This window comes from Streptomyces sp. NPDC028368 (assembly GCF_055565615.1).
Window position 1 is genome coordinate 178,039 of sequence record NZ_JBVHTY010000015.1, and the last position, 17,536, is coordinate 195,574.

General features: G+C 68.6%; 13 protein-coding genes and 1 pseudogene. 10 read left to right on the forward strand and 4 right to left on the reverse strand.

Features of this window, described 5'->3' with window-relative positions; all coding sequences use genetic code 11:
- Window positions 1-183: 183 nt before the first annotated feature.
- From ACZ4S3_RS30550 to ACZ4S3_RS30580, 7 genes and pseudogenes are all read left to right on the forward strand, one after another.
- Complete coding sequence (locus tag ACZ4S3_RS30550) at window positions 184-1,008, forward strand: M55 family metallopeptidase (RefSeq protein WP_467939820.1); 825 nt, start codon at window positions 184-186, stop codon at window positions 1,006-1,008.
- 278 nt (window positions 1,009-1,286) lie between these two features.
- Complete coding sequence (locus ACZ4S3_RS30555; RefSeq protein ID WP_467939822.1) at window positions 1,287-2,684, forward strand: tetratricopeptide repeat protein; 1,398 nt, start codon at window positions 1,287-1,289, stop codon at window positions 2,682-2,684.
- Between the two features lie 54 nt (window positions 2,685-2,738).
- Window positions 2,739-3,092 carry a hypothetical protein gene (locus ACZ4S3_RS30560; protein ID WP_467939824.1) on the forward strand — a complete coding sequence of 118 codons (354 nt, stop codon included), beginning with the start codon at window positions 2,739-2,741 and terminating at the stop codon, window positions 3,090-3,092.
- A 250-nt stretch (window positions 3,093-3,342) separates the two neighbouring features.
- The gene (locus ACZ4S3_RS30565) at window positions 3,343-4,953 is read left to right on the forward strand and encodes an APC family permease (RefSeq protein ID WP_467939826.1); all 1,611 of its coding nucleotides are present in this window, start codon (window positions 3,343-3,345) and stop codon (window positions 4,951-4,953) included.
- A gap of 49 nt (window positions 4,954-5,002) precedes the next feature.
- Window positions 5,003-6,007, forward strand: a complete 1,005-nt coding sequence (locus tag ACZ4S3_RS30570; RefSeq protein WP_467939828.1) for a YdcF family protein — start codon at window positions 5,003-5,005, stop codon at window positions 6,005-6,007.
- Between the two features lie 169 nt (window positions 6,008-6,176).
- The gene (locus tag ACZ4S3_RS30575; RefSeq protein ID WP_467939830.1) at window positions 6,177-6,836 is read left to right on the forward strand and encodes an NADPH-dependent FMN reductase; all 660 of its coding nucleotides are present in this window, start codon (window positions 6,177-6,179) and stop codon (window positions 6,834-6,836) included.
- Window positions 6,837-6,921: 85 nt separating this feature from the next.
- A pseudogene (locus ACZ4S3_RS30580) lies at window positions 6,922-7,080 on the forward strand (short chain dehydrogenase); the annotation flags it as partial.
- A 77-nt stretch (window positions 7,081-7,157) separates the two neighbouring features.
- Here the strand turns inward: ACZ4S3_RS30580 and ACZ4S3_RS30585 are convergent.
- Window positions 7,158-9,527, reverse strand: coding sequence for a DUF4132 domain-containing protein (locus ACZ4S3_RS30585; protein WP_467939832.1), 2,370 nt, complete (start codon window positions 9,525-9,527; stop codon window positions 7,158-7,160).
- A 791-nt stretch (window positions 9,528-10,318) separates the two neighbouring features.
- Here ACZ4S3_RS30585 and ACZ4S3_RS30590 point away from each other — a divergent pair.
- Entirely contained in the window at window positions 10,319-11,113 is a 795-nt protein-coding gene (locus ACZ4S3_RS30590; protein WP_467939834.1) for a carbon-nitrogen hydrolase family protein, read from the forward strand.
- A gap of 76 nt (window positions 11,114-11,189) precedes the next feature.
- Here the strand turns inward: ACZ4S3_RS30590 and ACZ4S3_RS30595 are convergent, their stop codons facing one another.
- From ACZ4S3_RS30595 to ACZ4S3_RS30605, 3 genes are all read right to left on the reverse strand, one after another.
- Window positions 11,190-11,816: a GntR family transcriptional regulator gene (locus tag ACZ4S3_RS30595; RefSeq protein WP_467939897.1), complete on the reverse strand. Its 627-nt coding sequence runs from the start codon at window positions 11,814-11,816 to the stop codon at window positions 11,190-11,192.
- A gap of 497 nt (window positions 11,817-12,313) precedes the next feature.
- Window positions 12,314-13,000, reverse strand: coding sequence for a class F sortase (locus ACZ4S3_RS30600; protein ID WP_467939836.1), 687 nt, complete (start codon window positions 12,998-13,000; stop codon window positions 12,314-12,316).
- A gap of 130 nt (window positions 13,001-13,130) precedes the next feature.
- The gene (locus tag ACZ4S3_RS30605) at window positions 13,131-14,090 is read right to left on the reverse strand and encodes a hypothetical protein (protein ID WP_467939838.1); all 960 of its coding nucleotides are present in this window, start codon (window positions 14,088-14,090) and stop codon (window positions 13,131-13,133) included.
- A gap of 852 nt (window positions 14,091-14,942) precedes the next feature.
- Between ACZ4S3_RS30605 and ACZ4S3_RS30610 the strand changes: the two genes are divergently transcribed.
- Both ACZ4S3_RS30610 and ACZ4S3_RS30615 read left to right on the forward strand, forming a co-directional pair.
- Window positions 14,943-16,232, forward strand: coding sequence for an ATP-binding protein (locus ACZ4S3_RS30610; protein ID WP_467939840.1), 1,290 nt, complete (start codon window positions 14,943-14,945; stop codon window positions 16,230-16,232).
- 364 nt (window positions 16,233-16,596) lie between these two features.
- Window positions 16,597-17,313 carry a hypothetical protein gene (locus ACZ4S3_RS30615; protein ID WP_467939902.1) on the forward strand — a complete coding sequence of 239 codons (717 nt, stop codon included), beginning with the start codon at window positions 16,597-16,599 and terminating at the stop codon, window positions 17,311-17,313.
- Window positions 17,314-17,536: the final 223 nt, after the last annotated feature.

Consider the following 17,536-nt stretch of genomic DNA (forward strand, 5'->3'; position numbering starts at 1 on the left):
GCCAGAGGCTCACGTGGTAACGGTCGGGCCGAGACCGCGTGCGCGACGCACCGTTGTTCTGCAATGCCGGCGTGCAGCTGCACGCACGTGAACCGGACTCAGCGAACCGGACTGAGCGAACCGGCCACGTCTTTCCCCCGTACCCTATTTGGCACTCGCCACCACACCCATGGAGCGTGTGTCGTGAAAATCTTCGTCTCCTCCGACATGGAGGGCACCGCAGGCATCGTGGACTGGTCGCAGTGCCGTCCCTCGGAGCCTGAATACGCCTACTACCGGGGCCTGTTACAGGAGGAAGTCAACGCCGCGATCGAGGGGGCGGCAGCCGGCGGCGCGAGCGAGTTCCTGGTCAACGACTCCCACTCGACGATGGCCAACCTGCGCCCCGACACCCTCGCGGGCCGCGCCCGGTATCTGTCCGGACGGCACAAGCCGCTCTACATGATGCAGGGCCTGGACGCCTCGTTCGACGGTGTCTTCTTCGTCTCCTACCACGGCTCGATGTCGGGCGCACCGGCCACGCTGTCCCACACCTACAACCCGCGAGCCATCAGCGAAGTACGGCTGGGCGGCGTGATCGCCGGGGAGAGCGGTATCAACGCCCTGGTCGCGCTGGGCCATGGGGTGCCGGTGCTGCTGATCACCGGCGACGACACAACCGCCGCGGAGATCGCGCCTTTCTGCCCCGGAATCCGCAGCGCCGTGGTCAAGTCATCGGTGTCCAGGTTCGCCGCGGACAGCCTCCATCCCCTCGAGGCACGGGAATTGATCCACAATGCCGCGCGGGAGGCCATACGGACCCTGCCGCAGGCCACTCCGCCGCGCATCACCTTGCCCGCCACGCTGACCGTACGGTTCCGCAACCCGGACCTCGCCGAGATGGCCACGTGGATCATCGGTGTCGAACGCAGCGATGCCGTGACCGTCCGCCTGACCGACGAGGACCCGATCCGGCTCTACCGCAGATTCGTCACCGTTGTCGTGCTCACCAGGGGCATCGCAGAGTGACGTCGACGCGCTCGCCCGGTGGCGCTCCGAGCCGATGATGTCGTTGCCGACGGTCCCGCGGTCGTTGCCGGCGGTCCGGCGCGGCCGTGCGGGCCGCCAATGCAAGCGGGCACGGCCTCATCCTGAGCCGCCCTTTCCGCATGGCAGCCAAGCGGTCACGATGGAGCGGTGGAAGGATGGCGAGCGGAGGTGACGGCGGGCCATGGTGCCACGAGGGGCTCTGCGTCCTCCCGCCAGTCCCCCAGCCCCGCCCGTTCTGAGCACCCCGGGAGCTATGTATGACAGCGGACCGTCATGGGCATCGGATGAGCGACACCGGCGCCGAGGCCCACGTTCATTACGAACAGGCCCTGGACGATTTGCTGTTCTTCCGGCCGGAGGTCGTGGAGAGTACGCAGTCGGTCCTTGCGTCCTCACCGGGATCGGTGATGGGTCAGGCCCTGGCTGCGTACCTGGGGGTGCTGGGGACCGAGGAGAAAGACGCGGCTGCTGCTCGGAAAGCTTTCACGCACTTCCGCTCCGGTCTTGACGAGAGTGCCCTGACGCGCCGCGAGCGCATGCACATGGCCGCGGCAGCGGCCTGGCTGGACGGTGACCTCTACGGCGCCGGCCGCGTACTCGGCGATCTCACCATGGCCTACCCGCGTGATGCCCTGGCGCTCTTCGCGGGACATCAGCACGACTTCCTCACCGGGGATGCCCAGCGCCTGCGCGACCGTATCGGCGGAGCGCTGGGCGCCTGGAGCGAGGACGACCGGCACCACGGTCCGCTGCTGAGCATGTACGCGTTCGGCCTGGAGGAGACCGGACACTACGAACGCGCCGAGGAGGCCGGTCTGGCGGCCCTTGCGCAGCATCCGCACGATGTGTGGGGAATCCACGGCGTGGTGCACACCTACGAGATGCGGGGCCGCTTCACGGACGGTATCCGCTTCCTCGACGCCCGTAGCGAGGACTGGTCAGCGGGCACCCTGCTCACCGTCCACAACTGGTGGCACTACGCCCTGTACTCGCTGGAACTTGGCGACACCGCCCGCGTGTTGGAGATCTACGACTCCGCCATCCACCACGAGGCGTCGCCGGGTGCGGCGATGCAGCTGCTGGACGCCGCCGCCCTGCTGTGGCGGCTGTATCTGGCCCAGGACGATCAGAGCGCACGGTGGGCCCAGCTCGCCGATGCCTGGGAGAGCCGTCAGGACGGTCCCCACTACGCCTTCAACGACGTGCACGCCGTCATGGCGTACGTGGGAGCGGGCCGCCTCGCCCAGGCCGAGCGCCTGGTGCACGACCGGCAGAGCTGGGTGGCCGGGGCGGAACCTGGCGTGTCCAACCGGGCCATGACCGCCGGCATCGGCCTGCCGGTCTGCCGGGCACTCATCGCCTACGGACAGCGGAACTACGACCGTGCCGCCGACCTGCTCCTGCCCCTGCGACACCGCCTCAACGACTTCGGCGGCAGCCACGCCCAACGGGACGCCATCCAGCGCACCCTCGTCGAGGCGGCCCTCCGTGCCGGCCGCGCCGGGCTGGCGCGGACGCTGCTGAGCGAACGCATCCAGCTGCGCCCGATCTGCCCGTACAACTGGTCGGCCCAGGCCCGGCTCGAGGAACAGCTCGGCGACCCCACGCGGGCCGCGCTCGCCCGCGAACGCGCGGCCGCACAGGCGTCGCACTGAGTCGTCGGCAGTTCCGGTGTTCCGGACGCCGACGCCGACGCCTATCATCAACTCATGGGGAAAACAGGGTCGGTTGTCGTGGTTGATGTCAAGCCCTCGCGTTTCGCGGCATGGTTCCATCATCTGCTCACCACGCCGGTCATCGAAATCGACGGCCGGCCGCACGAAGCGAAGTGGGGAGCCACGGAAATCACCGTCGCTCCCGGTGACCACCACATCAGCGTGTATTTCCGCTATCGGGGACAGCGCGCAGCGCAACTCGCCAAAACGAGCAGAGCCTTCTCGGTTGACGGTTCGGCCCGTTCCCTGGATATCGGAGTCCGGCTCGGCCCGCGCAACGGCAGCACCTTTTGTATCGCCGATCCGGTGGTTACCGATCCGGTGGTTACCGATCCGGTGGTTCGGTAAGCCGGCCGTCACAGCGGACGTGTGAAGTAACGCCCGGACCACGTACGCCCGAGCTCCGGCGGCCGTGACCCATACCGGCGCCGTTCCCTACGCCGCGCCGATGCATTCGGCGCGGCGCTGCCGCTTTCCGTATGGGCTTCCGTGAGAGTGGAATTCCCCGTAACCGCGCATGGCGCATTACGCCTCACCTCTCAGAACGAGGACACGCCCCGTGGAGATGCACAGAGCAGCACCTGTTCCGGCCGCGCCCATGAATCCAGGGCTCAAGCGAGACATCGGCTTGATCGGCCTGATCTGGACATCAGGAGGGTCCATCATCGGATCCGGGTGGCTGTTCGGCGCGCTGTTCGCTGCGCAGGCAGCCGGCACGGCGGCTCTCATCTCCTGGGCGATCGGGGCCGTCGCCATTATCGTCCTGGCCTTTGTGCATGCCGAACTGGGAGCCACGTATCCCGTCGCAGGCGGCACGGCGCGTTTCCCCCACTACGCGTTCGGCAGCGCCGCCGGTGCGTCCTTCGGCTGGTTTTCCTGGCTGCAGGCGGTCACCGTGGCACCGATCGAGGTCATGGCGTCGCTGGACTACCTCAGCGTGCACGCCCCCTGGGTGCAGGCCTCCAAGAACCATCTGACCGCCGGCGGATACGCTCTGGCCGTCGCGTTCATGGCGTTCTTCGTCATCGTCAACTTCTTCGGCATCAGATGGCTGGCGCACACCAACAGCGTGGCGACGTGGTGGAAAGTCTTCGTACCCGTCCTCACCATCCTCGTACTGGCGGTGACCGCCTTCCACGGCAGCAATTTCGGCTACCAGGGCTTCGCCCCGTTCGGCGCCAAGGGCGTGCTTTCCGCCGTCAGTACCAGCGGCATCATCTTCGCGTTGCTGGGCTTCGAGCAGGCCGACCAACTGGCGGGCGAGAGTCGTAATCCGGCAAAGGACATCCCCCGGGCAGTCATCGGCTCGATCTTCATCGGCGTATTCATCTACATGGCCCTGCAGGTGGTCTTCATCGGCGCCCTGCCGCACAGCGCGTTCGCGCACGGGTGGGCCAACCTGTCGTTCGCCGGCAAGGCGGGACCGTTCGCCGGTCTGGCCGCCTCGGTCGGCCTCGGCTGGCTGGCAACGCTGCTGTATATCGACGCGGTCATCTCGCCGTCCGGCACCGGTCTGATCTATATGACGGCCACATCGCGGGTCTCGTACGGTCTGTCCCGCAACGGCTATGTGCCCGCGGTCTTCGAGCGCACCACCAGACAGGGTGTGCCGTGGTTCGGCCTGCTTTTCGCGTTCGTCATCGGGCTCGTCGTCTTCCTGCCCTTTCCCACCTGGCAGAAGCTGGTCGGCTTTGTCACCTCGTCGAGTGTGCTGATGTACGCGGGCGCACCGCTCGCCTTCGGGTGTCTGCGCAAACAGGATCCGGACCGGCCTCGCCCCTACCGGCTGCCCGGCGGAATGTTCTGGGCGCCGGTGGCATTCATCGTGTCGAACCTGATCATCTACTGGGCCGGCTGGGACACGCTGTGGCGGCTGGGCGTGGCGATCGTGCTCGGCTATCTGCTGCTCGGCGGCTCGGCGCTGCTCAGGCTCAACCCGAAGGTCCCGCACCCGGACTGGAGGTCCGCGCAGTGGCTGCCCGTCTACTTGGTGGGCATGGGCGTGATCTCCTGGCAGGGTGGCTTCTGCAGCACGGGCCCGGCATCCACGGTGTCCTGTGGCGCGGCGGACGCCATTCCGCTGTGGTGGGACATCGTGATCATCGCCGCGTTCAGCCTGGTGATCTATTACTGGGCGCAGCTCGTACGGCTGCGCGATGCGGAGACCCAGGAGTACATCGGATCCGTCGAGGTGGTGCCTGGCGGGTGACTGTGCCGCCGCGTGCTCCGCGCTTGCTGAATTTGCCTACGATGTGGGCATGTTGGTCTTCGCTCCCGCGGTCTTGTTCTCCGTCCTGTTCGGCGTCGGCGTGCTGCGCGACCGGCGCCGGTTCGGCAATGCCGTGCATCTGGGGCTCGCCGTCACGTTCGCGCTGCTGGCGGTGGTCGGCAAGGTCGGCCAGGCACATTCGTTTCTGGGGGCGATCGCGATCGTCGCGCTGCTGGCGCTACCGGCGCTGGGGATCGTCGTCCTCGCCTGCTTCTTGATCGCCAACGGCGTGAAAATGGTGCGCAAGGAAGGCAGGCGCCCCGCCAATCTGCTGTCCCTGCTGGCCGGGCTCGGCATCCTGTCGGTTATCGCGTTGCTGGTTGCGGCCCTCGTCATGCGCTCGCGCACACTGCTCGTGATCGGTGTCACCGCCGTCGGGCTGGTCGGCTATGTCTCGTTCCTCTTTCTGTGCTTCGTCGGCTACGCCTTCCTCTACGGACGGTTGCGGGTCCGTCGTGACGCCGACTACGTGATTGTCCTGGGCTCCGGGCTCATCGGCGGATCCAAAGTGCCGCCGCTGCTGGCCAGTCGGCTGGAACGCGGCCGCGCGGTGTACGAACAGCTCGCCGCCCGCGGCAGCACCCCCGTACTGCTGACCTCTGGTGGACAGGGGCCGGACGAGAGGCTGCCGGAGTCCCACGCCATGGCCAACTACCTCATCGAGCGGGGGTTTCCGGCGGACCGGATCGAGCGGGAGGACCGCTCTCGTACCACCGAGGAGAACCTGCGGTTCAGCAAGAAGATCATGGAGGACGCGAAGCCGGATTACCGGTGTGTCGTCGTCACCAACAACTACCACGCCTTCCGTGCCGCTTTGATGGCGCGGAAAGCCGGAGTCAACGGTCAGGTCGTGGGCTCCCCCACCGCCGCCTATTTCTGGCCCAGCGCGACGATCCGCGAGTTCGCCGCGGTGTTCCTCGCGCACAAGGTGGTCAACCTCGGCATCTGTCTGCTGCTCGTGCTGGGTGGCGTACTCATCTGGTGGAACCGCTGACGCCTGCGGTGCGGATGCGTCGGATGGCGGAGCAGACAGGGGTGCGGCGCGGTGGTACCGGACTTGCCGCGGTGGCAGCTATACGCTGCTGCCACACCCAGGCGGTCGCTCCGCACGGTCGGCCTCGAGCCTTGAAGGCGCGCGTTCACGTGCCGGAAGGATGTAATCCATGCCCACGGATGCACAGCCCGGCCCGCTGCGCGTATGTGTCCTCGGTGCTTCGCTGCGGACCGGATCGACCAACGTCCGCTTGGCTTCCCTTGTGGGGCACATGCTCACGGAGGCCGGCGCCACCGTCGATCTGGCCGCGATGCGGGACTTCGACATGCCGCTGTACGACGCCGACGTGGAGGCCGCGCAAGGGGTGCCGAAGGGCGCGCTGGCGCTGCGTGACCGGCTCGAACGGTGCAACGCTTTTGTGCTCTCCTCCCCCGAGTACAACGCCTCCGTCCCGGGAGTGGTGAAGAACGCGATCGACTGGGTCTCCCGGATCCAGCCCCAGCCATTCAAGAACAAGCACGCGCTGCTTGTCTCCGCCTCACCGTCCTTGGTCGGCGGCAACCGGGGGCTGTGGGCGCTGAGAGTTCCGCTGGAGCACCTCGGCACCCGGGTCTACCCGGACATGTTCAGCCTTGCCGCGGCTCATCAGGGCTTCACGGAGGACGGAAAGCTGGCCGACCCCGAGCTGCAACAGCGCCTCGGGGAGACCGTGCGCGCCTTCCTCAGTCTTGTCGAGGCCGATACCCGGTATGTCTGCCTGCAGCGCCGATGGTACGAGTTCCTGGGAGACCGCACCGGAGCCGCCATCACGCAGCGGGCGGAGGACTGAGCGGGGACCGCGGGGATTGTTTGGGGCTGCGCGGTCCGTGCGCGGCTGTGAGGTCATGACGTCCCGAGACTTCTTGTCCTGACGGGTCGGCCGCATCGCCGAGCGCGGGTCCTTCGCCCTGATCACCGGAGTGCTCAGCCGCGAGCCCATTCCCACGGGGACCGCGGCCTCGATGGCCAACGGCGCGCTGGAGGTGTTCGTACGCGCCGCCGCCATCGAGATCGCCCCGCAGCGCATCAATGCGCCCAGGTGTACGGGGCACCCCGGGCGCATTGGTGCGCTGCGCGGCGGTGGTGGTACTGGCGTGAACCCCGCGAAACTTCAGCCCAAGGAGCCGCTTCCGTGCCGTGCCATGAGTTCCTCTGTTGTGCGGACGATGCGTTCCAGAAGCTTTTCGTCGTACGGGAGGAACGGGAGGGACCGGGCTGCTGCACGGCCCTCGGGCAGGCTTATGGCCACCGGGTCGCCGTCGCGGGTTACGCGGCCGGTGGCCAGATGGATGTCGTAGCCGTCCAGGTGCAGGTGCCGGGGGCCGAGCTCTAGGCGGCCGGAGGATATGTGACTGGCGAGGATGCGCTGCAGTGCCTCGCGGCGGAGGCGGGCGGTCTGGCCGAGGGGGAGGTCGTAGAGGCGATTGAGATCGTGCCAGGCGTCATGGTCATGGGGGCTGGTGTGGGCGTTGGGATGGGTGTTGGTGTGGGCGTCCGTGTGGGCGTCGCACCAGGCGAAGCTTCCGGCGCTGATGAGGAGGTCGACCGAGCGAAGGATCTCCGACCGTCGCACGGGGTCGATGCCGGACAGCGGTTGTGGTCCGCCCTCGGCACGAACGAAGTGCACATGCCGGGCCTCGGCCCATCCCGTAACGCCTGGGTAGAGCTTGGCGGAGATGTCGAGGAAAGCCTTCATATCGGGGAGGGGAAAGGCGAGTTCCTCGTCTTCGATGCTCCAGCCCTGGCGTGTGGCCAGGCCCAGGACCGCCTCGACGCGGACCAAGTGGCCGTGGAACATCGCGGTGGTATTGCCACTCTCCTGGGGCTGGTAATGCTCGCGATAGGCCTGCCGGAAAGGCTGGCGCAGACGCAGGTCGGCGATTTGGTCGCGCCAGCGGCGTCGCTCGTTATCCGTGGCGCGGGCGGGGTGCCAGAGACGGACGCCCGACGACGGGTCGGGGACGGAGTCGGAGCCGGACCTGGAGCCAGGGTCGGAGTCGGAGTTGGAGTCGTGGTCAGGGTGTACCGGAGAGCCGGCTGCCGGGAGCACCGCTCGCCAGTCTCCAGGGGCGTGTTCGATCTCCCAGATCAGTCGGCGGGCCGCACCACGCGCTACCGGGTGCGTGGCGAGGGCATCGCGCCAGCGGTCGAATCGGTAGACGGTTCCGTCGAGGTAGCCGCCTTCGAGGCCGCGGATCAGGGTGCGTATCCGGGCGCGGGTTTTCCGTAGTACATCGCGGGCCGCGGCGACTTCCTCGGAGTGGTCGCGACGAGCGGCGGGCGGGAGGGCCCGCAAGGAGCGTCCGTCGGAATGCTCCCAGGTCAGAGTGGGTTCGTCGGATTGGTCGGAGACAGTAAGTACGGCGGTGTACTTACCGCAGGGGATGCGCCGGGTTCCGTCCGGCCCATAGCCGAGGTCGGGGAGGCGGACCACGATCTCGGGGCGTCGGCTGAGGTTGCGCTCGGCGCGGTGCAGGATGCGGTCGAGCTTCTTGCTGACGCCGGCGTGCCGGACGACCCGGCGGGCTTCGCGTAGCGCGGCGACGGATTCGGGTGTCGGGTACGCCTCGACGGCCTGGGCGAGGCCGATGCAGGCACTCTGCGACGGGAGGGTCCGCGCCGAGGTCGGAGCCACCGCGAGCTGGGGCAGCAGGGTCGCGAGTACGTCGCCGGCCCAGGGTTCATCGCGTCGCAGGGCGAGCGAGGTAGCTCGACGGAGCGTCTCCGCATCGTCTGTGGTGAAGGCCTTGTCGGCGACGTAGGGGATCCGGCCTGCGTGAAGGGCAGCGAGGTGGCTCGCTGCGGTGTGGAGGGTCTGCCGGGCCAGCTCCGCGAAAAGCGGGGCGGGAACGTACTCCTGCAGACGGTCCGTCAGGGGTGGCCAGGTCCCCGGCATGGGGCCGTGCCTGCGGTCCTCGGCGAGCCATGCCCGCTCTTGGGGTCCGGTGGCCGTAAGAATCACTTCGAGTTCGGCGAGCCTGAGTGGACTGCGTTCATATGTCTCCCGCAGGCGGGCGACCAGCTCCGTTTCGGCTGTCGGGCCGGCTACCGCAGCCACTGCCAGGGCAGCGCCGGCGATGTGATCCCCCTTCGCCACCGCCGCCGCCGTGACGAGGGTCCCGGCGGGCTCCGCCAGCGCCGCCTGGTCCCACGTGTCGGTGCAGCGCAACAGCGCGCCCGCCGCGTAGCAGACATCGGTGGGCTTCGGTGATGCGGCCAGCGCCGCGTAAAGCTCCGTGAGAGTGGCGGCCGTGAACGATGGCTGCGCCTTGGCCCAGGTCACTTCGCGGGCGACCCGCCGAGCGCGGACGGCGGCGCGCTCATCGGCGAGGGTGCGATAGGCGGTCGGCAGGAGGGCGCCCAGCTCCACCGGGGTCAGGCGGGCGCAAGCCGCCCACACGCCGCCGGCCCCCTCCAGGTCAGGCGGTGGGCCAACCATCGCGGCGTGCAACTGCGCGGCATGCGGGGAGAGTCCGTCCATGCCAATGAACGGTAACGGCAGGGTCTGACAATCGCCGGTGGCAGCCCGGACGAGGGTGCGGGGACCGCACCGGACGCGCGTCAGCCCCAGGTCTCACCGGCCTGCGGGTGGGCGAGAGCGAAACAGGCAAGGATCGACCTGTGGTCTCCCATTCGAAGTGGTCCAAGACAGCCGGATGGGTGAAGTCGAGGCCGGCAAAACTTGGCCGGCCTGCCATACGGCGCACTCTCGGGCCTGCCAGACGACGCTGATGTACGGCAGTTGGGCGTTTGCGGACAGTTCGCAGACGACCAGGAACCAGCGCGTGCGGACGACCTGTTGACGTATCAGATCGATGGCCATGCGGCCGAAGCGTTCGACGGGGAGCGGGGTCGGCTCTGCGGGTGCGAGGAATGCGTCCGTCCAGATGCCCATCCGCGGTTTATAGCTGACCGCTCCCCCGGCGTCGAACGGATTCCGGGTGGGCGCATCCACTCATGGCCGAAGGCCGGTTCTCACAGCAGGAGGCTGATGGAAGCGCCCGTGCCAGATAGGTCCAATTGCCTGCTGCAGGAAGCCCCTTACCGAGGTTTCGGGCTCTCCCCTTCGTCACCGCGACAGTGGTATTCCCGGTGCCGATCGCGGACAAGGACGATCAATTCCTCATAGGTGCGGACCTCGTTTTCGGGGGTGCGCGGCATGGAGGGAACGTAGCGTGGGACTGTCGGCGCTGTGGCGTCCGGAACACAGCGATCGGGACACAGCGATCGGCTCAAGAATTATCAAGAGCAGGAAGAGGAAGAGGGAGCTGCATGCGCATCGCACTCTGTCAGATGACCCCATCGACCGATCCGAAGGAAAATCTCGCGGCGGTGCAGGACCAGGTGCGCCGCGCGGCGCGGGAGGGAGCCCGGCTGGCGGTGTTCCCCGAAGCGACCATGGTGCGGTTCGGGGTGCCCTTGGGGCCGGTGGCCGAGTCGCTGGACGGGCCGTGGGCCGAAGGGGTGCGGGCGGTGGCCCGGGAGGTGGGGGTGACGGTGATTGCGGGCATGTTCACTCCGGCGTCCGAGGACCGGGTGGCCAATACGCTGCTGGCTACGGGGCCCGATGCCGAGGTGTCGTACGACAAGATCCATTTGTATGACGCGTTCGGCTTCCGGGAATCGGACACGGTTGCCGCGGGCTCACGTGTGGTGACGATCGACGTCGATGGCGTCCGTATCGGCCTGGCCACCTGTTATGACCTGCGGTTTCCCGAGTTGTTCCGCGCGCATGCGGACGCGGGGGCGACGGTTTCCGTTCTGCCCGCCTCGTGGGGGGCCGGTCCCGGTAAGCGTGATCAGTGGGACCTTCTGGTGCGGGCACGCGCCTTGGACGCGACGGTCTGGCTGGCCGCGGTGGGAGCCGCGGCTCCGGATCCGCTGGCCGATCCGGAGCTGCCCACCAAGACGCCGATGGGTGTGGGACACAGTGCCCTGATCGGGCCCGATGGCACCGTACGCGCCCGGTTGGGTGCTGCGCCTGAGCTACTCACCGCCGATGTGGACGTCGAGGAGACCGAGCGGGTACGTCGTGCGGTGGCCGTACTGGCCAATCGACGCCTTTAGCGAGGCGCCGCAGCCAGTGATGGCCCTTGGTGCATGGCGCGGGGGCAAAAACGCTCCGGCTCGCCCCGGGCCGTAACTACGCGGCAATCAGGATGCGTTGGGTGGCCTGGATATGACTGTCGATTGCCGTGCAGGCCGCCGCGGCATCGCCGGCCACCAGGCAGTCGAGAATGTGCCGGTGCTCGGCAAGCGCCTCGTCCCGGCGCCTTTCCGACCGGTACGGCGCGATGGCGCCCGCCCGGCCCTGACGGCTGCGTAGCGCATCGTACTGACGGCTCATCAGGGTGTTTCCGGCGGCGGCGACGAGAGTGGCATGGAAGCGGTGGTCGGCGGCGAGGAATTCCTTTGCGGTGCCCTCGCCCCTCAGTGTTTCCTGCAGGGCAAGGATGTCGGCCATTTCCGATACCGGGGCGGTGCCCTGCGCTGTCGTACGTTCGGCGGCGAAGCGCTCGATCAGGCTGCGCATTTCCATCAGCTCACCGATGTCGCGTCCGGACAGCGGGGCGATATGCGCGCCACGCTTGGGGACCAGCCGTACAAGATCCTCGGCGGCGAGCAGGAGCAGGGCTTCGCGGATCGGGGTGCGCGAAATGCCGATGCGGTCAGCGAGGTCCTGTTCGGAGAGGAAGCGGTCCTGCATCTCAGGGTCTGTGAGGATGTGGTCCTTGAGATAGGCGTATGCCTTCTCACGTCCCGACTGCATGGTTTTTTCCATCGCGATCCCCACCGATCCCCACCGCTCTCCCCGCTGATTCCCGATCGCGCTTCGCCGAGCGCGTGCAGTTCGGGTCGCACTTCCCGTCGCGGGTTCTGCATACGAGTTGTATGCAGATGCATGCAGAAGCTACCACGGTGGGAGGGGCGGACTGGAACTGGCCATCGGTGACGGCCCGGACCTCGACGGCCCAGGTGCACCGCACAGTTGACGTCCGTTGAACGGGATGGCCTGCGTCGAGTGGGAACTCTCCTTGGCGCACGGCGTCTCAGCGGAGCGCTCTTGGCACGGACCTGCCTCCTCCCCCACTTGAGTCCTGCACATGAGTCCTGGATTCGTACGGTGCCACACCGGCAGATGTCCCTCGGCAGATGCCGGCCCTTTGGTGGATGCGCCGTCGGTCATGTTCGTGCGGGCGCTCGCGATTGCCGCCCGCCGAAGGCCGGTCCCTTGTCCGGGACCGGCCCCCGGCTTCCGCGCTCGGCTCACTTACGGGCTGACGAGTCGAGGTGCGCGAACACCACGACGTTGTCCTCGTAGTCCTTGGCGCGCTTGTTGTACGGACCACCGCAGGTGATCACGCGCAGCTGCGCGTCCGGCGTGTCGGCGTAGACCTGATCGTTGGGGAACTGCGACTTGCTGAACGTCTGGACGGAGTCGACCTTGAACGTCGCGATGATTCCGTCCGTCCGTGTGATGACGATCTTGCTGCCCTTCTTGAGCGAGCTGAGCTGCAGGAACACGGCCGGTCCGGTCTTGGTGTCGACATGGCCCGCGACGATCGACGCACCGCGCTCGCCGGGTGTCGCCCCGCCACTGAACCAGCCGACCAGATTGCTGTTCTCTCCGGGCGGCGCGTTGAGCTGTCCCTTCGGGCCGATCGACAACGGCGTGAAGGGCGCGTCGACGGCGATCTCGGGGATCGACAGCCGCTTCGGTATGGAGCGGGCCAGCGCTGGACTGGATCTGGGGATGGAGCCGCCGGCCCTGGCAGTGGCCACCGCGGGGCGGGGCTGCTGCGCCTTGGGGTCGGCGGGCGTGTCTATGGAGTTGTAGACGAGCAGGGTTCCCAGGAGGAACGCCCCGGCAGGCCACATCAGCCGACGGCTGAGGAGGCCGGCCCCGGGCGCGGTCCGGGGTGGGTGCGACTGGGTCGACTGCTGGTCGGCCATGGAGCGCTGCCTTTCATGAACGAGCGTCGGCAAGGACTGGAGCGAGCGGCGGAACGGCAGTCGTCGCGACCACCATCCATCTGCGACGGTGGCCGCGACAGCACAGCGAACTGTGTGGGGCGCAGCCGGATCAGGCTGCGGCGTTCCCCGACGCGTTCCGGCGGCGGAGCACATACACCCCGGCACCGAGACCACCGAGCATCAGCACCGAGCCGGCGGCCAGGCTGCTGCCGGAGAGGGCCATGCCCCCACCACCGGTGTGGACGCCACCGGACGGCCGACGGCTGTCGCCGTTGTCGCCACCGCGCCCGTAGCCGCCACCGCCGTGGTCGCCACCGCGACCGTAGCCGCCACCGTCGTGACCGCCACCGCGGCCGTGGTCACGGCCACCGTGGTCGCCACCGCGACCGTTGCCGCCACCGTCGCGACCGCCTCCGTCGCGACCGCCACCGTCGTGACCGCCGCCACGACCGTGGTCGCGACCGCCGTGGTCGCCACCGCGACCCCAGCCGCCACCGTCGCCGCCGCCTTCCTTGGTGATGATCTTGGCCATGGCGCCGCCACCGGTGCGCATGCCACCGGACGGCTTCTGGTTGTCGCCACCGCGACCACCGTCGCGGCCGCCGTGGTCGCCACCGCGACCGTAGCCGCCACCGTCGCGACCGCCACCGTCGCGACCGCCACCGTCGTGACCGCCGCCACGACCGTGGTCGCGGCCGCCGTGGTCGCCGCCGCGGCCGTGGTCGCGGCCGCCACCGCCGTACCCGCCGTAGCCGCCACCGTCGCCGCCACCCCAGTCGTTGGTGAGTGCGGTGAGTGCGCCGCCACCGGTGCGCACACCACCGGACGGCTTCTGGTTGTCGCCACCGCGGCCGTAGCCGCCACCGTCGTGGCCGCCGCCACGGCCGTGGTCGCGGCCACCGTGGTCGCCGCCACGGCCGTGGTCGTGGTCGCCGCGCCCGTTGTGGTCACGGCTGCTGGAAGATCCGCCGTCGTCGCCCATCACGGTGATGGCCTGGGCGGCGGGAGTAGTGATGGCCAGGACCGCGGTGACGGCGGCCGAGGCGAACAGCGTGCGAGCAGTGCGCATGGAGACCTGTCCTTTCACATCGCCACTGCGAAGGCCGACTCGTCATCGGCTCACGGGACGCAATTGCGACGTGATCAACGTCAGCCAGATCACGGCTCCGCACCACCGGAGAACGCCGCATTCGGGGTACAACGTCCGCTTTTCGGGTGGCTAAGGCCCGGTTTATCACCCGTTGGATGGTGTGCCCCTCCGGCGTGTCGCCGTCGCGACGGTGTAGCGGGGTTCCCAGATGGCGGACAGAAGGGGGGATGGGGGCGGAACCGTGACGGTGAGTGAGGAGCGAGGGCGGCGGGGAGGGCGACGGGGAGGCGGGAGGAAGGGCGGATGTCGGCGCGGCGGGGCCGCCCGGGGCCGTGTCCCGAGTCGGAGGCGGGACCGGTCCGGGCTCGGGGCGGGACCTGGATCGGAGGACGGGCGGGCGCGCCGGACGGGGGCCGGCACGCGACGGGTATCCGTAGCGATTCCCAACTGGGCTGCACTAAGGCCCAGTTGGCGTCTCCTGCGAGCGACTCCGACCCAGGGCTCGCATTCCGGGGTCTGAGGTCATGACTCCAACTCCCTTGAATCGTATGAGAGTTGCACTGCCCCAGAGGCACCCACAGCGGATGGATGGAACCTCCGCGCGAGCTCGCCGGCGCCGGATCGCCGCTCCCATTTGCCCCCGAACGGCCTCGTATCGGCCATTACCCTCCAGGGCGCCCATCTCCACTCAAGCGGGCCGTCCGGCACGGAAGAGATCTGGCTACATACGGAACGTAGAGGTTGCCCCTCCGGTTTGTGCAAGGTGGAGCGGGCCCCGGTCCCCCGCCGCCCCTAGCCTCGCTGCAACATCACCAACGAGGGGCGGTACCGGTGAACTGGCTGATCCACGACTACCGCGAGAACGATCTCGCTGCAGTGGTCCACCTGATCGACTCCACGGCCGAACTCGGGCAGGAGTCGGTGTTCTCACTCGCCGAGTGCATCAGCGCGCTGAGCTCCCGGCAGCCCGCCGTGGTGGCCGTCCACCAGGGTGTGCCCATCGGTACGGCGCTCGCCTGCGTGGCGGGTGAGCGTGGCTGGGTGATGCGGATCGCCATCTCGTCGGCGTGGCGTGGCCGGGGGCTGGCGAGTGCACTGCTGGTGGAGCTGGAGCGGCGGCTGATTGCCGCGCGGGTGAGCCGCATCGCGTACGTACTCCCCGAGGAGGACCTCCTGGGCGAGGGGCTGCTCAACGCGGGCTATACGCGGCAGCCCGCCGTGGCCTACTTCGAGAAGGTCGAGCCGCACCACGGCCCCGCCGCCACCCTCCTGGAAGACCTCGGCGGACGGTTCCTGCCCGCCGATCTGTGGGCCAAGGTGGCCGGCATGGAGACGGAGAAGGACCTGATCGAACGGCGTGTCGTGCTGCCGCTGGCGGAGCCGGAGCGGGCCGCCCGGCACGGAGTACGGCCTCCGCGGGCGATCGCCCTGTTCGGTCCGCCGGGGACGGGGAAGACGACGTTCGCGCGGGGTATCGCGGCCAAGCTCGGCTGGCCGTTCGTCGAGCTGCTGCCGTCCCGGCTGGCCGACGAGGGCAACCTCGCGGCGGCCCTGCGCAGCGCGTTCGCCCGTATCGCGGAGCTGGAGCGGGTGCTGGTCTTCATCGATGAGGTCGAGGAGATCGCTCCGGTGCGCGCCGAACCGGCGCAGCCGGGCGGACTGCACGGGGTGACCAATGAACTCCTCAAGCTCATACCGGGGTTCCGGGAGCGGGACGAGCGGCTGCTGGTGTGTGCGACCAACTCCATCCGCTCACTCGACCCGGCCTTCCTGCGCCCCGGCCGTTTCGACTACCTGATCCCCATCGGCACACCCGACAAGGCCGCCCGCTCGGCGATCTGGTCCCGCTATACGAACGGACGGACCGATGTCGATGTGACGGCTTTGGTGGCGGCCAGCGAACTGTTCACGCCGGCCGACATCGAGCACGCCGCCCGGGTGGCCGCCCAGGCTTCGTTCGAACGGGACCTGGAATCGATCGGCCTCGGCGCGGGCGCCCAGGGGCGGCTCGGGGCGAGCACCGAGGACTATCTCGCCGCGATCGCCCAGTGCCGGCCGACCGTCACACCGGCGATGATCGACGAATTCGACGCGGACATCACTGCGCACGCGCGCTGCTGACGGGGCCCGATACGTGGCCGGGCCCGACGCCGGCGCCGGGTGCCGGCACGGCCACCGGTACCGGCACCCGCACCCGCACCCGCACCCGCAGAACGGCGCGGCGAGATCGCTGCCGCGCGCGGCGGGCGGCGTGCCGGCCCGCTCGACGGCGAAGACGACCTGACGCCCCATCATCGCCCCAACGACGCCGGCCCGCACTCCTGACCAACGGACAGTACCGGGGACCTGCAACAGACCGCCGGCACCCCGGATTTGGCATCCTCGGATAATTTCGATCCGGCGTTGAAACGGGCCGCAATTCCCCACCGTACTGGGCGGTATCGAACCCGAGCCAAGGGTTCACCACCGAGGACTGGAGTTGTGCGTGTCCCGAAAGAGAAGGATCGGCCAGGGCAAGAAGATCGCCATTTTCATCAGTTCCGCGGCAATGGTCGGTGGCATCGCTGTCGCCATGACAGGCACCGGCCATGCATCGGCGGCGTGCGACGGACTGGCCACCGCACTGAACAACAACCAGAAGTTCATCGCCGCGCAGGAGGCCAATCCGGACGCGCAGTCGGCCGCCCGGATCGCCAACCGTAAAGCCGTGATCGCACAGATCGAGGTCCAACAGAAGGCGGCCGGGTGCGCCGGCGGCAACGGCGACAACACGCCCCCTGGGCCCGCCACCCCCACACCACCCGGATCGACGGACCCGTCTGCCTCGACGGACCCGTCTGCCTCGACGGACCCGTCTGCCTCGACGGAGCCGCCTGCCCAGGGGACGACGCCCCCGCAAGACCCGCCCACCGGATCGGGTGACCAAGGCCAGGCCCCCGCACAGCCCAGCGCCAACGACATCGTCTGCCCCGGCTCGACGGTCACCCTCTCCGGCGAGGGAGGCGCACCAGCAGCGACCAGCAACCAATTTCCCCCAGGCACCACATTGAAGGTGACGAATCTGGACAACGACAAGTCGACGACAGTTTCCGTCACTTCGGCATCGGGCAGCTGCGTGCTGCTCAACAATGCCGCCTTCGAGCAGGTACGTGAGCCCGGAAAGTTTCTTATCCGCCACGCCCGGATCGAGCGCGTGAGATAGGCAGAGAAAGACACGGAGAGGCGGCCTGACCGAACCACGGGCGTGGGGCCGGGCAAGCACGCCGGCACCGCCCCACGCCCATCCGGCCGTCGGCATCCGGACCCACCCTAGGAAGGAGGGAACGGGGAATCAGGCACTGCGAATGGAGGACGAGGGCCGGGTCCGGCTCCTCCGATCGGCCGATGACGGATACCCGGGCCGTCCGTACGGTGACCGTGACGGC